We start from the raw sequence: 22,603 nt of genomic DNA, 5'->3' as shown, positions 1-22,603 counted from the left end.
ACTGAAAACTAAACCAACCGGCTCTGCTCCACAGCCGCGCCAATGAAGCTCGCGAACAGCGGATGCGGATCGAACGGCCGCGATTTCAGCTCCGGATGATACTGCACGCCGATGAACCATGGATGGTCGGGATATTCGACCGTCTCCGGCAACAAGCCGTCCGGCGACGTCCCGGCGACGCGCAATCCCGCCCGCTCCAGATCGGCGCGATACCGCATATTGACTTCGTAGCGGTGCCGATGGCGCTCCGAGATGTCGTTCGATCTGTAAATACTTGCGATCTTGCTGCCTTCCGCCAGTAGCGCTTCATAGGCTCCAAGCCGCATCGTGCCGCCGAGTTCGCCACCCTGGCGCCGCTGCTCGAGTTCGTTGCCGCGCATCCACTCGGTCATCATCGCCACGACCGGCTCTTTCGTTTCGCCGAACTCCGTCGAACTCGCTTCTTTGATGCCAGCGAGATTGCGAGCTGCTTCGAGGCACGCCATCTGCATGCCGAAGCAAATTCCGAAATACGGAACCCTCCGCTCGCGCGCGAACTTCGCCGCCAGGATCTTGCCTTCCGAACCGCGCTCGCCGAAGCCGCCGGGCACCAGGATGCCGTTGACACCTTCGAGATAAGGAGCAGGGTCCTCGCGCTCGAAAATTTCGCTTTCGATCCACTCGAGCTTGACCTTGACGCGGTTCGCGATGCCGCCGTGCACCAGCGCCTCGTTGAGCGATTTGTACGCGTCCTTGAGGCCCGTGTACTTGCCGACGATCGCAATCGTGACCTGGCCTTCGGGGTGCGCGACCGCGCGCGAGATCGTCTCCCAGCGCTGAAGGTCGGGCTTCGGCGCTCCCGTGATGCCGAACGCCGCCAGCACCTCGCGGTCGAGCCCCTCGCGGTGATACGCCAGTGGAACGTCGTAGATCGACGCCACGTCGAGAGCCTGAATGACGGCTTCCGGCCGAACGTTGCAGAACAGCGCAATCTTCTTCCGCTCTCCGACCGGGATATCGCGATCCGAGCGGCACAGCAGGATATCGGGCTGAATGCCGATCGACCGCAGTTCCTTGACCGAATGCTGCGTCGGCTTCGTCTTGAGTTCGCCAGCCGACGGAATGTAGGGCATCAGCGTCAGATGAATGAAGACGGACGCACCGCGCGGCAGTTCGTTGCCGAGCTGACGGATCGCCTCGAAGAACGGCAAGCCCTCGATGTCGCCGACGGTGCCACCGATCTCGACCAGGACGAAATCGACGTCCTCGTTGCCGGACAGCACGAAATTCTTGATCGCATCGGTGACGTGCGGAATGACCTGCACTGTGCCGCCCAGGTAATCGCCCCGCCGCTCTTTCGCGAGGATGTCCTGATAGATGCGCCCTGTCGTGACGTTGTCCGACTTCTTCGCCGGAACGCCCGTGAACCGCTCATAATGGCCGAGGTCGAGGTCCGTCTCGGCACCATCGTCCGTGACGAACACCTCGCCGTGCTGATACGGGCTCATGGTCCCCGGATCGACGTTCAGATAGGGATCAAGTTTCTTGAGCCGAACCGAATAGCCACGAGCCTGTAGGAGCGCGCCGAGAGCGGCGGACGCGAGGCCTTTGCCGAGAGAGGAGACCACGCCGCCGGTGATGAAGATATACCGCTGCATGGGCCTTGGTTCTGGCACAGCAGCCCCCGGATTCGGAAGCGGTTTTTTTGCACCTTCACCAATAGAAAAGGTCGCAACCCTCAGAACCTAGGCAAACGGCTCAGGTCCGCCCGCACTGCTGCGCGACTTCCTGGGTCGAGGCGGCCTGAACATCGGGCGGAACGGTGTCGGTCTGAAGCTCTGACTTCAGCTGCTCGGCCGTCTCCTTGGAATTCCGCGCAGCAGGGGCAATCCCGTCGCGACCGTAGGTGACGTCGATTGAGACCACACGCAGATCGATAGGCTTGATGGCGATGACATTGCCTTTGTCGGTCGTCTTGGTCTTACCGCACTTGAACGTGGTCTGAGGCGGCGTTGCCGTGAAGGTCTTCTGGTGCTGCTCGTTGCCGTAATCGGCGGCAGCCGCCAGGGCGATTTTCGTCAATCTATCCGAGGGCGTGCTCGGCGAACCCGCCGCCGTGACATGAATGCTGCCGTCGGCATTATTGGAAATATTGTACCCGGCCGGGGCGAAAACATTCGCCTGCGTATAGTCGGTCACCGAAGCCGTCGCGAGATCGCCGACCGTTGCTCCGCAGCCCGCGAGCCACAGAGCCGCGACCAACGTCATCCCGAGGATTGCCATAAGCCGCGCCGCGCGCCGCACTTCACCAAAGCCGATGTTTGCCATGACGTCGATCCCCCCAACCCCCGCGCACATTTGCAAGGAAAAATTGGGCGGTCCAGACCTCACGGTATGGAAGCGCAGACAACGCACAAAAAATGCGCGTTGCTGTCACACTACTGGTTTTGCGGGACGAGCGGCGCGCGCGGCGTCTCAAGCTTGTCCAGGATACCACCACGGCCTGCTTCGGGCTTGCTGGCGTCACCCTCTGCCGGCTTGGTCGCGCCCGGGCCCGGCGCCGTCGCCGCTGGCGTACTATCGAACACCGAACCGCGCTGGACCGAATGATTAGCAAGCAATGTCAAAAGGATGCTTGTTGTGAAGAAGGCCGCTGCCAAGCCCGCCGTCGTCCGCGTCAGCAGGTTGGCCGTTCCGCGTCCAGTTAGAAAACCACCGCCACCGCCTCCACCAATGCCAAGCGCGCCGCCCTCTGATTTCTGAAGCAGAACAACGCCCACGAGAGTGGTAGCGATCATCAAGTGAATGACGAGAAGGACGGTAGCCATAAAATCCGGTTCCAAAGGCGGGCGGAAAGCCCGGCAGGGGTCGGCCTATACACCACCCTTGGCCGAGGTTCCAGCCCCCATCGTGACGGCGCGTCAAGCGCCTAACTCATACTGTCAGATCGGACGGTTCCTCAGCCAATTCAAGGCGATGATTGAGGAAAAACCGTCGTGTCGCCGAACCCGAACGCCGGCAGAGACGGCGTTTGCGCGTCCGCAGCCCCGCCGGAAGCTGACGCCTCCCCGGATCCTCCACCGGAAGCGGCAACAGCTGGAGCGGGGCTCGCCGACGGCTCAGGCACGCGATCGGCCTTCGAATCTTTCCCGCTGGAAGCCTTGGCCGATTTACCCTTATGAGCGGCCTTTTTGGTCGCCTTCTGAGGACCATCTTTTTTGGCGGCCGCCGCTCCGGGCTTCGGAGGATCCTTCGCGATCGGCGCCGTCGGATCGGCATCGGAATTGATCTCGATCCGGGCCGCCGCCTCGCTGGCACGCTTCGCCTCAACCGTGATCTTGGCGTCGCGACAGCCGAATTGAACCTGCTCGTCGAGTTCCAAGTAATGCTGGATATCGCGCAGCCGCTCCGCGGACAGGTTCGCCTTTGCCCAAGCGGCGCCTTTGTTTAAATCATCGAGAATGCCTGATTGGCGAAACTTGATCTGCTCAAGCCGCAGGGAATCGCAGGTCTCGGAATCGAGCTTCGCTTTGGTTGCCCACGCATGGGCCGACGCGAAGCAGAAGGCGGCAGCAAGTATGGCGCGGCGGGCAAATAGCATCACGCGCCACCATACGTTCGAACTATGGCGAGAAAATCGCTCGCTTTGAGGCTTGCACCACCGACCAGCGCACCGTCGACGTTCTCCACAGCCATCAACGTCACCGCGTTGTCCGGTTTGACCGACCCACCGTAGAGAATGCGCATGTTCGCGCCTTCCGCACCGAATTGCTCGATGAGCACGGCGCGAACGGCACCGTGAACCTCCTTCACGTCGTCGGCAGTCGGCGTCAGGCCGGTTCCGATCGCCCAGACCGGCTCATAGGCAACAACCGTATTCGCGGCAGCCGATGACTTTGGCAGCGACCCCTTGAGTTGCCCGCACACCACATCGAGCGTCGAACCAGCGAGTCGCTCGTCTTTGGTTTCCCCGACGCAAACGATGGCAATGAGCCCGGCGCGATGGGCGGCCTCTGCTTTGGCTCTGACTTGCGCGTTCGTCTCTCCATGGTCGGCACGCCGTTCGGAATGTCCGACGATAACGGCCGACGCGCCGGCATCCTTAAGCATTTCGGCGGCAATATCCCCCGTATGGGCGCCCGACGGCTTGGCATGGCAGTCCTGACCCGCCAGAAGCACCGGTTGCGGCCCCAGAGACTGTGCAAAGGGGGCGATAAGGGTGGCGGGCGGGGCGATCATCACGTCGGCCGGAATCGCCGCCAGCGGGCCCAGGAGCGCGTCCCGGACGGCCACTGCTTCAGCGAGGCTCGCCCTGAGGCCGTTCATCTTCCAGTTGCCTGCCACCAGAGGCCGAATTTCGCGACCTGCGTTCCCCATGCCGTGCCTCGTGTTGCGGACGCCGCGCCTCCCCCAAGAGGCATTCCCCGGTGAACACTCCGTAACCTCAACCCGGGCACCCTTGCAATCCGAAACGGGCTGCGCTTCATATCACCGCCATCCGGCCCGCCCCGCGCGGGCATTTATCATCTGAAGCTCGTTGACCCTACGCATTCCCGCGCCAGCGTCACGCTTCCACAATCGGGACGCGATTATCCATGCTTGAAGCTCTCAGACGCGGCGCCCAGACCCGGGTGGCCAAGCTGCTGTTCGGATTGCTTGTTCTGAGCTTCGGCATTTGGGGTGTGCACGACGTCTTCAACGGCTGGGGGCGCGGAGCCATCGCCAAGGTTGGGGGCACCCCGATTACGGATGAAGAATTCCGCCGCACCTATCAGCAGGAACTCGACCGCTTCTCGCAGCAGGCGCGCCAGCGCATCACCGCCGAGCAGGGCCATGCCTTTGGCCTCGACCGTCGCGTTCTCGGCCAGTTGATGGCGGGAGCTGCCGTGGAGGCCCACGCCGATAAGCTCGGACTGGCACTCTCCGACAAGACCCTGGTCGAAGGCGTGCAGTCGGACCCCGATTTCCAGACCGACGGCAAATTCTCCAAACCGAACTTCGATGCATTGCTGCAGCAGATCGGCTTGACCGAGCGTGGCTTCCTTGCCCTGCGTCGCAAGGACGAACTGCGCGGAGCGATTATCCGCTCGCTCGTCTCGGGCCAAACCATCCCGAAGCCGCTCTTCGATTTGATGCACGCCTACAACCAGGAAAAGCGCGTCATCGAATGGGTGAAGATCGATCCGGACGCGGTCACTGTCGTCGACCCGACGGACGCGCAGCTGAAGGAAACCTACGACAAGGACAAAATCAAATACATGACGCCTGAGTATCGCAAGATCCAGGTGCTGACGCTGAGCGTCGACGATCTCAAGAAGCAGATCGACGTCACCGACGACGAGATCGCCAAGGCGTACGAAGCCACGAAGGCGACTTACGACACTCCGGAAGAGCGACGCATTCAGCAGATCGCCTTCAAGGACAAGGCGACCGCCGAAGCCGCCCTGAAAGCCCTTCGAGACGGCACAAAGACGTTTGCCGATGTGGCGAAGGAAGCCGGCGCCAAGGACACCGACGTCGACCTCGGCCTCATCACCAAGAAGGCTTTGATTGATCCGAAAGTCGCCGACGTCGCCTTCTCGCTTGAGAAGGACAAATTTTCCGACGTCGTCGAAGGCCGTTTTGCAACCGTCATTCTGCGCGTCACCCAGATCGTGCCCGGAGTGACCCACACGCTCGCCGACGTGAAGGATCAAGTTCGCGACAAGCTCGCGACCGAAAAAGCCAAGTCCGCTCTTCAGAACAAGCACGACGAAATCGAAGACAATCGCATCGCCGGCAAATCCCTGAACGAAATTGCCGACAGCATGAAGATTTCATTCCAGGAGATCCCCGCGACTGACGCAACCGGCCTTGCGCCGGACGGCAAGCCGGTGATGGAGACGCCCAACCTCCGCAAGATCATTTCGCGCGCCTTCGCACCCGACAGCAACAATGACGACGCCGGCATCGAACTCGGCGACGACGGCTTCGCTTGGGTGAACGTGCTCTCCACCGAGCCGCCGAAGCAGAAGCCCTTCGAGCAGGTCAAGGAGCAGGTGAAGACCGACTATGTGACCGCCGAACGCCATCGCCTCATCGACGAGCTTGCAAAAAAGCTTGCGGCCCGCGTCAACGCCGGCGAGCCGATGACCGCCATCGAGGCAGAAGCGAAAAACAAGGTTGAGAAGACCGATCCCATCACGCGCAAGACCATTCCGCCAAGCCTTTCGCAGGCTGTCGTGACGGAAGCCTTCGCGTTGGCCAAAGGCAGGGCCGGCTATGGCGAGTCGCCCGACCGCACGACCGAGACCGTCTTCCAAGTCGCTGAAGTCATCCCTGCGCCCGCGCCGTCTCTGACCGAAACCGATGAACTCGATAAGCAGCTTGCGCAGGAGCTGACCAACCAGACGATCACCGAATATACCGAAGCCCTTAAGAAGCGCCTCGGGACGTCCGTTAACGAAGCCGAGCTCAAATCGGTCGTTGGTGTTAGCGACGAGTGAGGCTGATGTGAACGCCAATCCGGCCATGTCCACGACCGAAATTCATCCGGCGGCCGACGCGTTCGCGCGCGTCTATGATGCGGGAAAACCCCAGGTCGTCTGGACGCGCCTCATCGCCGATCTTGAAACGCCGGTTTCAGCATTCCTGAAGCTCGGCGATCGCCGCCCGATGAGCTTCCTGCTTGAATCGATCGAAGGCGGCTCCGCCCGGGGACGCTATTCCGTCATCGGCTTCGCACCGGACTTGATCTGGAAGGCGAACGGCGACACCGCCGAGATCAACGACTCTCCGGAAGCAAACCCCGCTGCCTATCAGCGCGATGACAGGCCCGCGCTCCAATCGCTGCGCAACCTGCTGCAGGAGAGCGCGATCGCCTTGCCGGAATCCCTGCCGCCGATGGCCGCCGGGATTTTCGGCTACATGGGCTACGACACCGTGCGGTTGATCGAGAACCTGCCGGAAATGAAGCCCGACACGCTCGGCGTCCCGGACGCAATCCTCATCCGGCCGACGCTGATGCTGATCTTCGACAACGTCAAGGACGAGATGATCCTGGTGACGCCTGTCCGGCCGCACCCGGATATTCCGGCTGAAGACGCCTACGCCGCGGCGCTCGCGCGCATCGCTTCGACCATCGCTCAGCTCGAAGCACCCCTCGCGCACGTTCCCGGCGCCGCGTCCGCCAATCTTGCGCTTCAGGAACCGCGCTCGAACACAACGCCCGCCGACTACATGGCGATGGTCGATAAAGCCAAGGAATACATCAAAGCCGGCGACATCTTTCAGGTCGTGCTGTCCCAGCGCTTCTCAGCACCCTTCGAGCTGCCGTCGTTCGCGCTCTATCGCGCCCTGCGACGTCTCAATCCGTCGCCGTTTCTTTTCCATCTCGACTTCGGCGATTTCCAACTCGTCGGATCATCGCCCGAAATTCTCGTTCGCGCCCGCGATGGCGTCGTCACCATTCGCCCGATCGCGGGCACCGCGCGCCGCGGCGCGACGGACGCCGAAGACAAAGCGCTCGCGTCGGCTTTGCTCGCCGATCCGAAGGAGCGCTCGGAACATCTGATGCTGCTCGACCTCGGCCGCAACGACGTCGGCCGCGTCTCCGAGCCAGGCTCCGTCACCGTCACCGACAAATTCATCATCGAGCGCTACAGCCACGTCATGCACATCGTCTCGAACGTGGTCGGCAGGCTGGACGAGAAGAACCACGACGCTATCGATGCGCTGATGGCGGGCTTTCCCGCCGGCACCGTTTCCGGAGCGCCGAAAGTCCGCGCCATGGAAGTCATCGCTGAACTCGAAAAGGCAAAGCGCGGACCATACGCCGGCTGTGTCGGCTATTTTTCCGCCAACGGAGAAATGGACACCTGCATCGTCCTTCGAACCGCGATCCTCAAAGACGGAATGATCCACGTCCAGTCGGGCGCCGGTATCGTTTACGACAGCATTCCGCAAAACGAGCAGCAGGAGTGCATCAATAAGGCGATGGCCGTTGTCCGCGCCGCCGAAGAGGCCGTGCGCTTCGCCTCACGCTCATCGAACGTTCCGCGTTCAGGTCGCTGACGTCGTCGCTCTTGCACGTCACCGCGGCTTCGGTGCAGCCTTCCAGCGTTTCGCCCACGCTCGTTGCCACGGCGACCACTTCGGTCGCCACAGCAGGCTGACGATGCTGTGCCACACTGCATAGATCGGAAACCAGAACAGCACGCGGATCGGCAGGACACCGAGAGCGAAGACCAGACGCTGCAACCGCTTCGAGGCCGACGATCCGTACTTCTGCGTACGGACCTTGACCCAGGCTCTGACTTTCTCTTGGCCCAGCACGCGTTCGGCCACGCGCAGCGCAACAAATCCCAGGATCGCCAGCGGCAAAAGCAGCCACAGCACGATCCAGAGAATCTGCACGAATATCCACCAGACGATGCTGGCGAGAAGACCAAAAACCCAAAAAACCGGCGCTAAAAGGTAATCCATGGACGATGGAGCTTGTCATCACGCCAGCGCGAATCTATGGCCTACAGCTTAACGGTACGATTGGCCTGCTATAAGGTCCGATCATCCCGCAACGCCAGCCCAAGGCCGCAATGCTGTCACTCGCCCTCCTCCGCCACGCCAAATCGAGCTGGGACGATGCCAACATGGATGACTTCGATCGGCCGTTGAACGATCGAGGCCGGGCAGCGGCCCCCCTGATGGGAGCCGCCCTCAAGGAACTGAACTTCGTCCCCGATCTGATCCTTTGCTCGTCCGCCAAGCGCACCCGTCAGACGCTCGATCTCATCGCACCGTTCGTTAAGGGCGCCGAGGTGAAGTTCGACGATCAGTTGTATCTCAAAAGCCAGGAAACCCTGTTCGGATCGCTGAAAGACATTCCCACCGGCGTTAAGCGAGTGCTGATGATCGGCCACAATCCCGGCATGCACAGCCTCGCGCTGTTTCTGACCGGTACCGGCGACGCCAAATCGATTTCACGCCTGGAAGACAAATTTCCGACCGCCGCTCTGGCGGTTTTCTCGTTCGAGCAGGCTTCCTGGCGGGACCTCGCTCCAAGCTCCGGCCGTCTCGAAGCCTTCCTGACGCCGCGCGAACGCGCCTGAAGCGACCGCCAGCCCGCTCTTTACGTTGAATCACCGGCCCCGATCGCCATATTTTTCCGTGTCGCGCCCCGATCATCGTCTGCTAGAAGGGCAGCGTGAAGAGCGGATTTCGGCAGACAAGGGCCAATATGCTGATCCTGATCGATAACTACGACAGCTTTACCTACAATCTCGTCCACTATCTGGGCGAGCTTGGAACCGAGAGCGTCGTCATCCGCAACGACAAGGTCACGGCCGACGAGGTGTTGGCCCGCAAGCCCGACGCCATCGTGCTTTCGCCTGGCCCCTGCACCCCCAACGAGGCTGGTGTCTGCCTCGAACTGATCAAAAAAGCCGGACCGACCATTCCGCTCCTCGGCGTCTGCCTCGGGCACCAGGCCATCGGCCAGGCCTACGGCGGCAACGTCGTGCGTGCGCCGACGCCGATGCACGGCAAGCTGTCGACGATCACCAACACCGGTAAAGGCATCTTCAAGGGCCTGCCGAAGCGCTTCGAAATCACCCGCTACCACTCGCTGATCGTTGACCGCGCCACTCTTCCCGATTGCCTGGAGGTGACGGCCGAGACCGACGACGGCTTGATCATGGGTTTGCAGCATAAATCGCACCCGGTCCACGGCGTGCAGTTCCATCCCGAAAGCATCGCGTCCGAGCAAGGCCACGCGCTTCTCGCAAACTTCCTCGAGCTTGCGGGATTGACCCCCAAAAGCCGCAAGGCGGCCTGAGCCGTGACCGAAACCTCAACCCTCGCCAATCCGGCACGCGAGCTGAAGCGCCTCATGAACCGGATCGCCGATGGCGAAACGCTCGGTGACGAGGGTATGCAGCAGGCCCTCGATCTCCTGATGTCGGGCATTGCTCCGCCGGTTGCGATGGGCGCCTTTCTGATGGGCGTTCGCGTCCGCGGCGAGACGACAGAAGAAATCACCGGTGCTGCGAAATTCATGCGCGGCCGCATGACGACCGTCGACGCGCCGCCGGGTGCCATCGACATCGTCGGAACGGGCGGCGATAGCCGAGGCACATATAACATTTCGACTGCCGCAACGTTTGTCGCCGCCGGCGCCGGAGCCATCGTCGCCAAGCACGGCAATCGCGCCGTAACATCACTGTCCGGCGCCTCCGACGTTCTGACCGCGCTCGGCGTCAAGCTCGACGTCCCGCCCGTCATCGTCTCACGCGCGATCGCCGATGCCGGCGTCGGCTTTCTTTGGGCGCCGCTCTATCACCCCTCATTCAAGACATGGGCCCCGATCCGCGCCGATCTTGGTCTCCGCACGATCCTCAATCTGCTCGGACCGCTCTGCAATCCGGCGCAGGTCACACGGCAAGTTCTCGGCGTTTACGATCGTAAGCTGGTCGAGCCGATCGCCGAAGTGCTTCGCAAGCTCGGATCCGTGCATGCCTGGGTCGTGCACGGCGCCGATGGCATGGACGAACTGACGACGACCGGCATCACCCATGTCGCTGAATTGAAGGACGGCGACATCTACGCCTTCGACCTCTCCCCCGAAGACGCGGGCCTCGCCCGCAGCAGCATCGACGAGCTGAAAGGCGGTGACGCCGCGACGAACGCCGCAGCCATTCACGCGCTCCTTCAAGGCGAGCCTGGCCCCTATCGCGATATCGTGCTTTTAAACACGGCTGCCGCGTTGGTCGTTGCCGACAAGGCCGAGAGCTTGGCGGAAGGCATAGAGAAGGCAGAGGCCTCGATCGACAGCGGCCGCGCCTCGCGTGCGCTTGACCGGCTCGTCGCCGTCACCAACGAGCGGGTGTGAGCCATGGCCGACATTCTCGACAAGATCACCGCTTATAAGCGCGAGGAAATCGCCCGCGCCAAAACCATCAAGCCGCTACGCGTGATTGCGGAATATGCCCGCTCGGCGCCGCACGTGCGCTCTTTCGCCGGCGCCATCGAAGCCAAGCACGCACAGAAAAAACCGGCACTCATCGCCGAGATCAAGAAGGCGTCGCCGTCGAAGGGATTGATCCGCGCCGACTTCGATCCGCCCGCGCTCGCCAAGGCCTATGAAGCCGGCGGCGCCGCCTGTCTTTCCGTGCTGACCGACCGGCCCTCCTTCCAGGGCGCGCCGGAGTTCCTGCCCGCTGCCCGCGAAGCGACGTCGCTTCCCGTGCTCCGCAAGGACTTCATGATCGACACCTATCAGGTCGCCGAAGCCCGCGCCTGGGGCGCCGATTGCATCCTCATCATTCTCGCCGAAGTCGACAACACGACCGCCCATGATCTCGCCAGCGCAGCGAAGGACTGGGGCATGGACGCCATCGCCGAGGTTCACGACGCCGAGGAACTGGATCGCGCGTTGAAGCTCGACTGCCGCCTCATTGGCATCAACAACCGCAATCTGAAGACATTCGAGGTAACGCTCGAGACGACGGAGAAGCTCGCGCCCAAGGTTCCCTCCGACCGCATCGTCGTCGGCGAAAGCGGAATTTTCACGCCCGCGGACCTTGCGCGCCTCGCCAAAGTCGGCGTCAACACCTTCCTCGTCGGTGAGAGCCTGATGCGCCAGCCCGACGTAACCATCGCCACCCAGACCCTGCTCGCGCCTGCGCCATGAGCAAACTTTCCCACATCGACGCCAAGGGCGATGCGCGCATGGTCGACGTGTCCGACAAGGCGGTCACGTCGCGCCACGCCATTGCCGAAGGCTTCATCTCGATGCAGCCCGAAACGCTTGCCCTCGTTGAAAAAGGCGAAGCGAAAAAGGGCGACGTCCTCGCCGCAGCCCGCATCGCCGGCATCATGGCCGCAAAACGCACGCATGAACTGATCCCGCTTTGCCACCCGCTCGCGATCACCAAGGCGACTGTCGATTTTGAACTTTCCCATCAGCCGACGGGCATACGCGTGACGTCACAAGTGAAGGTCTCCGGCCAGACGGGCGTCGAAATGGAAGCCTTGACCGCTGTCTCCATCGCCTGCCTCACGCTCTACGACATGCTGAAAGCCGCCGACAAAGGCATGACCATCGCCGGCGTGCGTCTCCTCGAAAAGGAAGGCGGCAAGTCGGGCGCTTACAAAGCCGGTGCGCGCCCGGCAGGCGGCTAAAGCATGGCCCTTTTGCCCGTCCCGGTCGCGCTCCAACACATCCTGGAAAGCGCCACAACACTTCCGCCCGAACGGGTCGGCTTGCTTCATGCGCGCAGCCGTACGCTCGCCGAGCCCGTGACGTCGAAAGTCGATAATCCGCCCTTCGATGCCTCTGCCATGGACGGCTATGCCCTCCGCGCTGAGGATATCGCGAGTGTGCCCGCTACCCTGACAGTCATCGGCGAATCCGGCGCGGGACGGCCTTTCTCAGGCACACTTGGCCAGGGAGAAGCCGTTCGCATTTTTACCGGTGGACGTCTCCCCGACGGCGCCGATGCCATCGTTATCCAGGAAAACGTTACGGCGTTGGACCAGACCGTAACTGTCCTCGAAAATGCAGCACGCGGTGCAAACATCCGCACCAAGGGCCAGGATTTCGTCAAAGGCGAACGTCTCGTCGAACCGGGCCGCATCCTCACCGCCCGCGACGTTCTCATTTCGGCTTCAGCCGGCTACGGCGAACTCGCCGTCGTTCGCAAGCCCGTTGTTGCGATCCTCTCGACCGGTGATGAACTGGTAACGCCGGGGCTGCCGCTGGGCGAGGGCCAGATTTCCGGATCGAACGCATACGGACTTTCCGGCGTCATCGAGGCCGCTGGGGCCGAAGCGCGTTTCCTCGGCATTGCGCGGGATTCGCTCGCCTCGCTGCAAGAATTCATTGCGGCGTCCGACGGGGCCGACATCCTCGTCACCAGCGGCGGCGCTTCTGTCGGTGATCACGATCTCGTCCGCCCGGCTCTCGAAAGCGCCGGTGCCAAGCTCGATTTCTATAAAATCGCGATGCGTCCGGGAAAGCCGCTGTTCTTTGGAACGCGCACTCCCGATCAAAAGCGGCAATACTGCCTCGGGCTACCGGGCAATCCCGTTTCCGCAATGATTTGTGCGCGCGTCTTTCTTGTGCCGCTCATCGGCCGACTGCTCGGCCGCGAAACGCCGTTCGATGAACTTGAAGCCGTGCTGTCGCAATCCGTTCCGGCTAACGGCCCGCGCGAGCACTACATGCGAGGCTTGCTCGATCTAAGCGTCACGCCTCCTCGCGTAGCACCCTTCAAGAACCAGGGCAGCGGCCTCGTCAAATCTCTGCAGCGTGCCGACTGTCTTGTCGTTGTTCCCGCAGACGCGCCCGCGCTTGCGGCAGGCACGACCGTCAAAGTATTGAGATTGGATATCTGAGCGCGTAAGCATATTTTCAGCATCGCCTGCATGAGCCGACAGAACTAAAGTCGGGTTCCTGCTTCGCAGCCATCGGCTAGACTTCGCCAATACTCATTGATTGCCAGATATTTGTGCATTTCGACGCCCGTTTTTTCGGGAACATTGCAGCATCGAGTGACGTTCAGAAGTCGTTTCCTGGTCGCGAGGGCGTACGCATATGCTCATTCACATCGGATATGATATCGGCATCGACGTAGCTACGCCGACGCCGCTTTTGTTGCTTCTTGACGTTCACGCGAGCAGGCGTCGCGATCTCATCCATGAAGATGCGATGATCACGCCGGATATTCCGATCGAACGCGGGCTCGACCTCTACGGCAACCGCACGCAACGCCTCATTGCACCTGCCGGAACTCTGAAAGTCAGCTATCGCGCGATCGTTCGCGACTCTGGCGAGCCTGAAGAAACACCAATCGGCGCGCGCGAAGTACCGATCGCTGATTTGCCCAACTACGCAATGCACTTCTTGAGCGGCAGCCGCTATTGCGAAACCGATCAGCTCACGGAAATTGCGTGGCAGCTGTTTGGCGGGGTGCCGCCGGGCTATGCCCGCGTCAAAGCCATTTGCGATTTCGTGCACGACTGCATCAAGTTCGATTATCAGGCGGCGCGATCGACACGCACGGCATTCGAGGCCTACAACGAGCAGACTGGCGTCTGCCGCGACTACGCGCATCTCGCGATCGCATTCTGCCGCTGCCTGAATATCCCCGCCGCCTACGTCAACGGCTATCTGGGCGACATCGGTGTCCCGCCGGACCCCGCCGCGATGGACTTTAGCGCCTGGTTCGAAGCCTATATCGACCATCGCTGGGTGACGTTCGACGCCCGTCACAATAAGCCGCGCATAGGCCGTGTCGTCATCGCACGCGGACGCGACGCCGCCGATGTCGCGATGATCACGTCATTCGGCCCGCACTATCTGAGCGAATTCAAAGTTATTTGCGAGGAAGTCGCGCCGCAAATGGCGACGCAGCTGACATCTCGGGCAGCTTGAGCATCGCGCCGGGCGGACGGATGCTAGTAAGGCAGCCGCCCGGCGCAAACCAGAATAATTAATCCTTTGCGCGTTCGACGTACGAGCCGTCCGCTGTCATCACGACGACGCGCGTGCCGGCGCCGATGTGCGGCGGCACCATTACGCGGGCTCCATTCGACAGCTTGGCAGGCTTGTAGGACGACGACGCCGTCTGTCCCTTTACCACGGGGTCGGCCTCGACGATTTCGAGCGTCACGCGCTGCGGAAGCTCGATCGAGATCGGATTGCCTTCGTGCAGCGACACGAGGCACGTCATGCCTTCTTGCAGCCACTGGCCCTGGTCGCCGACGACATCCTTCGAGATCGAGATCTGGTCGAAGGTCTCGGGCTGCATGAAGTTGTAGCCCATGTCGTCTTCGTAAAGGTAGTTGAAGTCCTTTTCGTCGAGATAGGCGCGCTCGACCTGATCGGTCGTCCGATACCGCTCGGTAACCTTCACGCCATCGGCGATCCGCCGCATTTCGAGATGCGTGACCGGCGTGCCCTTGCCGGGATGGATATTTTCCGCGTGCATCACGACGGCAAGCTTGCCGTCGAGGTCGAGCACGTTGCCTTTGCGGACCGAGCTTGCAATAACCTTTACCACCGGTACGTCTCCGTTCTAATCCAAGCGCGAGCCGCCCGCCTCAAAGGGCGGCCCGGCCGGCGGAAGCCTTCAGGGAATCTGTCGCGTCTCTTACCCGCTTAGTTTCCTGCCGCCAAGTGCGGCAAGCCTGTCCCAAACGCCCAAATTGCGAGCATGTCCCAGCTTTCTCCCTGGTGGAGCCCAGAACGCCACGCCGACCGCCGCCCGTTTCTCATCGCCCGCGGCCAAATCAAGGCGGCGATACGGTCATGGTTTCTTTCCGAAGGCTTTATCGAGGTCGAGCCCGGCCTGCTGCAGGTCTCGCCCGGAAACGAAACGCACCTGCATGCCTTCCGCACCGAACTGATCGACACCGACCTTTCCCGGCATGAGCTCTACCTGCACACGTCGCCCGAATTCGCGATGAAAAAGTTGCTGGCGGCAGGCGAGACGAAAATTTTCGCGTTCGCTCCCGTGTTTCGCAATCGCGAACGCGGCCGTCTGCACAGCCCTGAATTCACGATGCTCGAATGGTATCGCGCCAATGAGCCGTATGAAGTGCTCTGGGAAGATTGCGGGACGATCCTCAAAATTGCCGCCGACACTTGCGGCAGGACGCAATGGTCCTATCGCGGCAAGCCGTGCGATATCGCCAAGGGCTACGATTGGACGACGCTCTATCAAGCCTTCGCGCAATTCGCGGAGATCTCGCTGCACGAGACGGTGAATGCAAATTCGGTCGATCGCGACAAGCTCGCGGAACTCGCCGCAGCGCAGGGCATCCGCATAGCGGCCGACGACACGTGGTCGGACATCTTCAGCAAGGTGCTCGTTGAAAAGATCGAGCCGGGCCTTGGCGTCTACCGGCCGGAGGTCCTGTGCGAGTACCCGATCAAGGAGGCTGCTCTCGCCCGGCCGACCGCCCACGACCCCGCCTTAGCCGAGCGCTTCGAGCTTTACGTCTGCGGCGTCGAGCTTGCGAACGGCTTCGGAGAGTTGACGAACGCCGCAGAGCAACGCCGGCGCTTCGAAACGTGGATGACGGAAAAGGAACGTATCTACGGCGAGCGTTATCCGGTCGATGAGGATTTCCTCGCCGCGCTCGCCCTCATGCCGCAAGCGTCGGGCTGCGCGCTTGGCTTCGATCGCCTCGTTATGCTTGCCACCGGTGCCGAACGCATAGATCAAGTGCTATGGACACCATTTCCTGAAGTGGGCAAGTAACCCGAATGACCAAAATTCCCTCTCCCCGTTCTTTGCGGGGAGAGGGTTAGGGTGAGGGGCAACCATTTGCTCTGGCTTACGACGGCCCCTCACCCCGACCCTCTCCCCATTCAAAGTGCAGGAGAATGGGGAGAGGGAGAGCATGAGATGACCGAAGAAATTCAAACCGGCGGATGCCAATGCGGCGCGGTTCGCTTTCGCGTCGAGGGCACGCTTGGCGACGCTTCCGTTTGCCATTGCCGCATGTGCCAGAAGGCATTCGGCAACTTCTATGCGCCGCTCGTCAGCGTGCGCGACGCGAAGCTGACCTGGACACGCGGCGAGCGGAAGAAATTCCAGTCGTCGAATGCGGCGGCGCGCGGCTTCTGCGCCGACTGCGGAACGCCTTTGACATATGAAGCCCCCGACGGCGTCGCCATCTCTATCGGCGCGTTCGACGATCCTTCGACGATTGTCCCGATCATACAATGGGGCGTCGAGGCCGAACTCCCCTACGCCCGCTCCATCCCCGACCTGCCGCGCAAGGGAACTCTCCATGACCCCAATGCCGCGCCTTTTCTGAAGACGCTCGTCTCATACCAGCATCCCGATCACGACACCGACGTTTGGCCGCTCAAATGACGCTGATCGAACGCAAGCTGACATCGGTCGACGACCTCATCGATGCCGGCCTCGTCCGCATCGAAGACGCCGACGCCTTACGTCAGGTTGGCGATCGTTATGCCATCGCTCTGACGCCTGCCATCGCGAACGCCATCGATCGCGCGGTGAGTTCCGATCCCATCGCCCGTCAATTCGTTCCGAGCGCGCGCGAACTTGAGTTGCATCCCCGCGAACTCGCCGATCCGATCGGCGACGGCGTCAAAAGTCCCGTCCCCGGCATCGTTCACCGTTACGCCGACCGCGTGTTGCTCAAAATCGCGAGCGTTTGCCCGGTCTATTGCCGCTTCTGCTTTCGCCGCGAGATGGTGGGACCGGCGAATGGAGAATCGCTTTCCGCCGCCGATCTCGCCGCTGCACTCGATTACATCTCGACTACGCCGGCGATTTGGGAGGTTATCCTCACCGGCGGCGATCCTTTCGTTCTATCCCCGCGCCGGATCCGCGATGTGACCGAAGCTCTTTCCCGCATTGAGCACGTGAAAGTGCTGCGTTGGCATACACGCGTACCCGTAGTCGATCCCGCGCGGGTGACACCCGAACTCATCGACGCGCTGAGGGCGACCGGACAGACCGTCTTTGTCGGTCTGCATACGAACCACTCCAATGAACTGACATCCGCAGCCCGCGCCGCGATTGCCCGCCTCGTAGACGCGGGCATCCCACTCTTGAGCCAGACGGTGCTGCTCAAAGGTATCAACGACAGCGCCGACACGCTCGAAGACCTGATGCGCCGCCTCGTCGAGCTTCGCATTAAGCCCTACTATCTTCATCATGGCGATCTCGCCCCCGGCACCGCACATTTCCGCACCACCACGGCCGAGGGACGGCGCCTGATGGCAGAACTGCGCCGCCGCCTCTCCGGCATTGCCTTACCGACCTACGTTCTCGATTTGCCGGGCGCTCACGGCAAGGTTCCGGTCGAGCACGCGGCAGTGTTTTCAGAGAATGGCGCTCATGTCTTTACCGATCGCGACGGCGCAACGCATTCCTACGAGGACGCCTGCGCCGCCCCCGACGCCCCCTGATCAATTCCGGCGCCAAGCAGACGATAAAAATCGCTCAGGCGGCGCCGCACCGGTTTCCAGATCAAGCGCATCGACCTGATCGAACCAGAAATCTCGCGCGCTCGCCGGCAGACGCGATCCGCACCATGGGCAACGGTCGATCAGCACATAGGACGCTGTGCCGTCATGGATGATCAGTCCGTACTCACACATGATGTCATTGTAGATCACCAACGAGTCACCACACGCGAACGGATCCGCGTGCTCCTTGCATTCGAAACGCAGGGCATCGACCATGCTGGCGCAGCAATGTTGCAACTCGCAAGTCGGCGGCCGCCATTGCGCTTCCAACGGCATCCAGAGCACCCGACGACCCGGAAACAGCGCTCGCGACACGACCCCTTCTCCATCCCAATCGGAGGAATTCGCCGTCGAATTCCTCGAGAAATTCCTAAATTAATTTCTAAATCAGTCGCTTGCAGCAGGTCCGCCATAAGACTTTTGATCAGGCTTCTCTAATCCCTTCATCCAACGTCCGGAGATTCTTCGCGGATCCCCGGCAGTGTTGGACGCAACCGAAGTTCGGTGCCAAACTGTCCTACATCAGACAACGTCCGGCAAACGGGCGGCAATTTTGCGACCGGGAGGAGCATTATGAACGAACAACCCAAACGCGAGAAATTCTTCGGCGCCTGTCCTCACGATTGCCCCGACACCTGCGCGATGATCTACGAGGTCCAGAACGACCGCCTGGTCGAGGTTCGCGGTAACAAAGATCACCCGATGACCCGCGGCGGCCTTTGCGTGAAGCTCAAGGATTTCGCCGATCACCACCACAATCCCGACCGCCTGCTTTATCCGCTGAAGCGGACCGGCCCCAAGGGCTCGAAAGAATTCAAGCGCATAACCTGGGACGAAGCGATTTCCGAGATCGGCGCGCGCTGGCGCGACATCATCGCGACGCATGGTTCGCAGGCCATCATGCCCTACAGCTACCTCGGCAATATGGGGCTCGTGCAGGGCATCAATTCCGGCGATCCGTTCTTCAATCGTCTTGGTTCGACGGTGAATGAAAAAACGTTCTGTGCGTCCGGGTCATCGACGGCGTGGCTGCTGACGGTCGGGCCTACGGGGGCAGTCGATCCCGAGAGCTTCGTGCATGCCAAGTACATCGTCATCTGGGCGTGCAATTCGATCTCGACCAATCTTCATCACTGGCCGTTCGTTCTGGAAGCGCAGAAGCGCGGCGCCAAGGTTGTCGTCATCGACGCCTATCGCTCGCGTACGGCGAAGGCCGCCGACTGGCACATCTGCCCGAAGCCCGGAACCGATGGCGCGCTCGCAATGGGCATCATCAATTCGATCATCGAACAAGGGCTTGTCGATCAGGATTATGTCGACAAACACACCCACGGCTTCCCCGAGCTGAAGCAGCGCGCGGCTGATTTTACGCCCGAATACGTGGAACGCACGACCGGCGTGCAGGCTGCGGACATCGCGAAGTTCGCGCGCGAATTCGCAACCGCGCAACCCTCCGTTATCCGTCTCGGCGTCGCTCTCGAACGCAGCGCCGGCGGCGGACAGGCGATCCGCGCGGTATGCAGCTTGCCCGCACTTGTGGGCTCCTGGCGTCACGTCGGCGGCGGCCTTCTGCAGATGCCACTCTGGGACTTTCCGATCGACTGGGTCAAAGCTGCCCGGCCCGACTGGATCAAACCCGGCACCCGCGTCGTCAACAATCTGCGGCTTGGTGCTGCGCTGACCGGCGAAATGAAGCTCGATCCTCCGATCAAGAGCTTGTTCGTCTTCTGCACCAACCCGGTGAGCCAGGCTCCCGAGACCAACAAGATTGTCGATGGCCTGAAACGCGAAGATCTTTTCACCGTCGTCGCCGAACACTTCCTCACCGATACCGCGAAATACGCCGACATCGTCCTGCCGTCGGCGATGGCGGGCGAAGCCGAGGATATGATGTGGTCATGGGGCCATTTTTATCTGACCTATAATCAGAAAGCCGTCGATCCGCCGGGCGAATGCAAGCCGACAAGTGACCTTTGGCGTTTGCTCGCGAAGGAAATGGGCTTCGACGATCCGGTCTTCAAAATGACCGACAGCGAGCTTTGCTCTGAATACGTCCTGTGGGCCGATCCCAAGATGGGCGGCATCGACATGGAGTATTTCAAGGCCAACGGATACTTCAAGATCGCTGTAGGCTCTGCAGATACGCGCGCACCCCACGCCGAAGGCAAGTTTCCGACGCCGTCCGGCAAGGTCGAATTTCTTTTGCATGACGCAAAGAACTTCGTCGCCGGTCCCTTCCGCGCCATGTACGAGGGAGAACAGTCCGGCGAGCCGATTGATCCGCTGCCAGGTTACGTTCCCCCGCGCGAAACACCGGAAACCAACCCGTCGCGGGCCAAGCTCTATACCCTCAACATCATCTCGCCGAAGAGCCACGCGTTCTTGAACTCGTGCTACGCCAACGAGCCGCACAAGATCAAAGCCCAAGGCGATCAGTTCGTGATGATCTCCCCGCAGGACGCCCAGCAGCGCTCGGTTCGCGATGGCGACCCTGTCCGCGTTTATAATGACCGTGGCGACTTCGAAGGCGTCGCCCGCGTGACCGATGACGTCCCTCCGGGCGTCGTCGTCGCAACGCTCGGCTACTGGCGCTCGCTTAACCGCTCCGACGGGTCGGTAAATTGCATCTCGTCGGATGCCTGGAGCGGCCTCGGACGAGCGCCGACCTTTTCGGACAACCTCGTCGAGGTCCAGCGCGTCAACTGATCGACGGCGCGGGAGACTTGCCGGCCTGCACGGGCGCTGCCTGTGCGGGCCATTTGTTCCCCAGGTGACATCTGTTTGGCCTCCGATAAGCTAAACAGCGCATGGGGAAGTTGGGTGGACGGTATCGCATGCTCCGGAGCAGGCCGGAACGCGAGACCGCCGACCAGGCAGCGATGGAACCATATGTCACCCGTTCACGCGGCGCTGGCCGCGATCTCATACCTTCTCGTCAAGCACGCTTTGGCTGACTTCATCCTTCAGACGGATCGGATTTTCCGCCAGAAGGGGCATTATGGAGCGCCCGGCGGCCTGTGGCATGCGCTCATCCATATCCTGCTGACGGCGCCCGTTTTTTTGCTGTTTCCGGGAGGCGGTCCGGGGCTCGCCGCGCTGCTTCTCGCGGCCGAATTCGTGTTGCACTATCACATCGACTGGCTGAAGGAGCAGATCGTCAAACGGGAAGGCTGGTCACCGAAGGATAAGTTTTTCTGGTGGGCGCTCGGCATCGATCAGCTGCTTCATGGGCTGACTTACGTCGCCATTCTCTGGTTTTGGCTGCCGTCCGGTTGAACCGCTTGCCGTTTTTGCTCGCCCGGCGGCCTTGCGCTTTTAACGGTATCTCTGCCATATCGCCGCGTATCGACACTGGCCGCAAAGCCCGACTTTGGGGTGTGGCTGCCGCATGTAACATTCGCCGAAGTGGCGACGAATTCAACTAAGTAGGCGGATTTTGGACCGAAAGGCTCGAGACGCGCAGTGGTCGGGTTTGATGCGCGCGGCGATCGCGGGCGACGAATCCGCTTATCATAAGCTCCTTTCGGAACTGTCGCAGGTTCTGAGAGGCGTTGTCCGCCGGGGTTTCGCAGGCGTTGGCGTGCCCCGCGACGACGTGGAGGATGTGGTGCAAGATGTCCTGCTTGCAATTCATTTGAAGCGGCATACCTGGGATCAGTCGATGCCTCTCGGGCCCTGGGTGTCCGCAATTGCGCGCAACAAGATGATCGACGACCTGCGCCGTCGCGGCCGCCGTCCCGAGGTGCCCGTTGACCTCACCGAATTCGATATCGAAGGCGACGATCAGCAGGCATCGATCGACGCTCACGACGTCGACCGCATTCTCACCGGGCTTTCAGAAAAGAACCGGGACATCGTCCGCTCGATCAGCATCGACGGACACTCGGCCCGGGACGTCGCCGAACGCCTGGGCATGACCGAAGTTGCCGTCCGCGTCGCGCTCCATAGAAGCCTGAAGGCGCTGGCGGAGACATACCAAGAGAAGAAACTATGAAGACCGAAGATCTGATCAAAGCCATCGCCGCCGACGCCAAAAGCGTCGCGCCGCCCATTGCCCAGACGCTGGCAGTGGCGGTCGGTGCCGGCACGCTGATCTCGGCGCTTCTGATGCTGGGGACGATCGGCATTCGCGAGAATTTTCTCGTCGATATAACGACGTCGATGCGCTTTGCGTTCAAGTTCATTCTGACGCTCAGCGTCGCCATACCGGCATTCGTTCTCGTTCGCAGCCTCGCACGCCCCGATTTCGCGCCGGGGAAAAATCTGTGGTGGCTTGCGCTCGCGCCAGTTGTACTGGCCGTCGGCGTCATCGCCGAACTTTTCGCCCTCCCGCGTGACGCGTGGCACGCGCATATGGTGGGTCAGAATTCCGTTTACTGCCTGATTATCATTCCGATACTGTCGCTCGCACCGCTGGCCGCCGTCCTCTATGCGCTTCGTCGCGGCGCGCCGACGCATCCGGTCGTAGCCGGTGCCGTCGGCGGATTGTTGTCCGCCGGCATCGCGGCAACGCTCTATGCGGCCCACTGCCCCGACGACAGCCCGCTCTTCCTCGCGGCCTGGTACACCATCGGCGTCCTCGTGATGACGGCTGTCGGAGCGCTGCTCGGCTCGCGTATTCTGCGCTGGTGATGC

General features: G+C 61.5%; 24 protein-coding genes. 16 read left to right on the top strand and 8 right to left on the bottom strand.

All coding sequences use genetic code 11. From position 1 onward, the window contains the following. Positions 1-8: 8 nt before the first annotated feature. The 5 genes from QM780_RS04070 to tpiA all read right to left on the bottom strand — a co-directional run bounded on the left by QM780_RS04070 (position 9) and on the right by tpiA (position 4,356). The gene (locus tag QM780_RS04070; protein ID WP_415069209.1) at positions 9-1,637 is read right to left on the bottom strand and encodes a CTP synthase; all 1,629 of its coding nucleotides are present in this window, start codon (positions 1,635-1,637) and stop codon (positions 9-11) included. A gap of 100 nt (positions 1,638-1,737) precedes the next feature. Next, positions 1,738-2,307: a hypothetical protein gene (locus tag QM780_RS04065; protein WP_415069208.1), complete on the bottom strand. Its 570-nt coding sequence runs from the start codon at positions 2,305-2,307 to the stop codon at positions 1,738-1,740. A gap of 110 nt (positions 2,308-2,417) precedes the next feature. Then, on the bottom strand, positions 2,418-2,807 hold the full coding sequence (gene secG, locus QM780_RS04060) for a preprotein translocase subunit SecG (RefSeq protein WP_415069207.1): 390 nt from the start codon (positions 2,805-2,807) through the stop codon (positions 2,418-2,420). Between the two features lie 140 nt (positions 2,808-2,947). After that, the gene (locus tag QM780_RS04055; protein WP_415071968.1) at positions 2,948-3,580 is read right to left on the bottom strand and encodes a hypothetical protein; all 633 of its coding nucleotides are present in this window, start codon (positions 3,578-3,580) and stop codon (positions 2,948-2,950) included. Further along, entirely contained in the window at positions 3,580-4,356 is a 777-nt protein-coding gene (gene tpiA / locus QM780_RS04050; RefSeq protein WP_415069206.1) for a triose-phosphate isomerase, read from the bottom strand. The genes QM780_RS04055 and tpiA overlap by 1 nt, the downstream gene beginning before the upstream one ends. A 218-nt stretch (positions 4,357-4,574) precedes the next feature. Here tpiA and QM780_RS04045 point away from each other — a divergent pair, with 218 nt between their 5' ends. Both QM780_RS04045 and trpE read left to right on the top strand, forming a co-directional pair. Then, positions 4,575-6,464 carry a SurA N-terminal domain-containing protein gene (locus QM780_RS04045; protein WP_415069205.1) on the top strand — a complete coding sequence of 630 codons (1,890 nt, stop codon included), beginning with the start codon at positions 4,575-4,577 and terminating at the stop codon, positions 6,462-6,464. Between the two features lie 25 nt (positions 6,465-6,489). Further along, entirely contained in the window at positions 6,490-8,031 is a 1,542-nt protein-coding gene (gene trpE, locus QM780_RS04040) for an anthranilate synthase component I (protein ID WP_415069204.1), read from the top strand. An 18-nt stretch (positions 8,032-8,049) separates the two neighbouring features. Here the strand turns inward: trpE and QM780_RS04035 are convergent, their stop codons facing one another. Beyond that, positions 8,050-8,442: a hypothetical protein gene (locus QM780_RS04035; RefSeq protein ID WP_415069203.1), complete on the bottom strand. Its 393-nt coding sequence runs from the start codon at positions 8,440-8,442 to the stop codon at positions 8,050-8,052. A 110-nt stretch (positions 8,443-8,552) separates the two neighbouring features. On the opposite strand from QM780_RS04035, the gene QM780_RS04030 reads away from it, so the two are divergent. From QM780_RS04030 to QM780_RS04000, 7 genes are all read left to right on the top strand, one after another. Next, on the top strand, positions 8,553-9,065 hold the full coding sequence (locus QM780_RS04030; protein ID WP_415069202.1) for a SixA phosphatase family protein: 513 nt from the start codon (positions 8,553-8,555) through the stop codon (positions 9,063-9,065). Positions 9,066-9,193: 128 nt separating this feature from the next. Further along, positions 9,194-9,790, top strand: a complete 597-nt coding sequence (locus QM780_RS04025; RefSeq protein WP_415071967.1) for an anthranilate synthase component II — start codon at positions 9,194-9,196, stop codon at positions 9,788-9,790. A 54-nt stretch (positions 9,791-9,844) separates the two neighbouring features. Beyond that, the gene (gene trpD, locus QM780_RS04020; RefSeq protein ID WP_415071966.1) at positions 9,845-10,843 is read left to right on the top strand and encodes an anthranilate phosphoribosyltransferase; all 999 of its coding nucleotides are present in this window, start codon (positions 9,845-9,847) and stop codon (positions 10,841-10,843) included. A gap of 3 nt (positions 10,844-10,846) precedes the next feature. Beyond that, positions 10,847-11,644 carry an indole-3-glycerol phosphate synthase TrpC gene (gene trpC, locus QM780_RS04015; protein ID WP_415069201.1) on the top strand — a complete coding sequence of 266 codons (798 nt, stop codon included), beginning with the start codon at positions 10,847-10,849 and terminating at the stop codon, positions 11,642-11,644. Beyond that, positions 11,641-12,135, top strand: coding sequence for a cyclic pyranopterin monophosphate synthase MoaC (moaC, locus tag QM780_RS04010; RefSeq protein ID WP_415069200.1), 495 nt, complete (start codon positions 11,641-11,643; stop codon positions 12,133-12,135). The genes trpC and moaC overlap by 4 nt, the downstream gene beginning before the upstream one ends. 3 nt (positions 12,136-12,138) lie before the next feature. After that, positions 12,139-13,350: a gephyrin-like molybdotransferase Glp gene (gene glp, locus QM780_RS04005; RefSeq protein ID WP_415069199.1), complete on the top strand. Its 1,212-nt coding sequence runs from the start codon at positions 12,139-12,141 to the stop codon at positions 13,348-13,350. A gap of 199 nt (positions 13,351-13,549) precedes the next feature. Continuing rightward, on the top strand, positions 13,550-14,389 hold the full coding sequence (locus tag QM780_RS04000) for a transglutaminase-like domain-containing protein (RefSeq protein ID WP_415069198.1): 840 nt from the start codon (positions 13,550-13,552) through the stop codon (positions 14,387-14,389). A gap of 58 nt (positions 14,390-14,447) precedes the next feature. Here QM780_RS04000 and efp read toward each other — a convergent pair whose 3' ends face one another. Continuing rightward, a complete protein-coding gene (gene efp, locus QM780_RS03995; protein ID WP_290986594.1) occupies positions 14,448-15,017 on the bottom strand; it encodes an elongation factor P in 570 nt (189 codons plus the stop codon). A 153-nt stretch (positions 15,018-15,170) separates the two neighbouring features. Here efp and epmA point away from each other — a divergent pair, with 153 nt between their 5' ends. The 3 genes from epmA to QM780_RS03980 all read left to right on the top strand — a co-directional run bounded on the left by epmA (position 15,171) and on the right by QM780_RS03980 (position 17,908). Then, on the top strand, positions 15,171-16,220 hold the full coding sequence (gene epmA, locus QM780_RS03990; RefSeq protein ID WP_415069197.1) for an EF-P lysine aminoacylase EpmA: 1,050 nt from the start codon (positions 15,171-15,173) through the stop codon (positions 16,218-16,220). A 147-nt stretch (positions 16,221-16,367) separates the two neighbouring features. After that, on the top strand, positions 16,368-16,841 hold the full coding sequence (locus QM780_RS03985) for a GFA family protein (protein WP_415069196.1): 474 nt from the start codon (positions 16,368-16,370) through the stop codon (positions 16,839-16,841). Next, positions 16,838-17,908: a lysine-2,3-aminomutase-like protein gene (locus QM780_RS03980; RefSeq protein ID WP_415069195.1), complete on the top strand. Its 1,071-nt coding sequence runs from the start codon at positions 16,838-16,840 to the stop codon at positions 17,906-17,908. Before QM780_RS03985 ends, QM780_RS03980 begins: the two co-directional genes overlap by 4 nt. Here the strand turns inward: QM780_RS03980 and QM780_RS03975 are convergent, their stop codons facing one another. Next, positions 17,909-18,283: a DUF6980 family protein gene (locus QM780_RS03975; protein WP_415069194.1), complete on the bottom strand. Its 375-nt coding sequence runs from the start codon at positions 18,281-18,283 to the stop codon at positions 17,909-17,911. It abuts the gene before it with no gap. 258 nt (positions 18,284-18,541) lie between these two features. Here QM780_RS03975 and QM780_RS03970 point away from each other — a divergent pair, with 258 nt between their 5' ends. The 4 genes from QM780_RS03970 (at position 18,542) to QM780_RS03955 (ending at position 22,600) form a co-directional block, all read left to right on the top strand. Further along, positions 18,542-20,674, top strand: coding sequence for a molybdopterin-containing oxidoreductase family protein (locus QM780_RS03970; RefSeq protein WP_415069193.1), 2,133 nt, complete (start codon positions 18,542-18,544; stop codon positions 20,672-20,674). Positions 20,675-20,857: 183 nt separating this feature from the next. Continuing rightward, positions 20,858-21,244 (top strand): DUF3307 domain-containing protein, encoded by a 387-nt coding sequence (locus QM780_RS03965; RefSeq protein ID WP_415069192.1) that lies wholly within the window; start codon positions 20,858-20,860, stop codon positions 21,242-21,244. Between the two features lie 160 nt (positions 21,245-21,404). Next, the gene (locus QM780_RS03960) at positions 21,405-21,962 is read left to right on the top strand and encodes a sigma-70 family RNA polymerase sigma factor (protein ID WP_415069191.1); all 558 of its coding nucleotides are present in this window, start codon (positions 21,405-21,407) and stop codon (positions 21,960-21,962) included. Further along, positions 21,959-22,600: an NrsF family protein gene (locus QM780_RS03955; RefSeq protein WP_415069190.1), complete on the top strand. Its 642-nt coding sequence runs from the start codon at positions 21,959-21,961 to the stop codon at positions 22,598-22,600. Before QM780_RS03960 ends, QM780_RS03955 begins: the two co-directional genes overlap by 4 nt. Positions 22,601-22,603: the final 3 nt, after the last annotated feature.

It is taken from the genome of Hyphomicrobium sp. (assembly GCF_047600905.1).
Classification (GTDB): Bacteria; Pseudomonadota; Alphaproteobacteria; order Rhizobiales; family Hyphomicrobiaceae; genus Hyphomicrobium_B.
The sequence above is the reverse complement of the archived record's forward strand: the minus strand, read 5'-3'. Positions and strand labels throughout refer to the sequence as shown.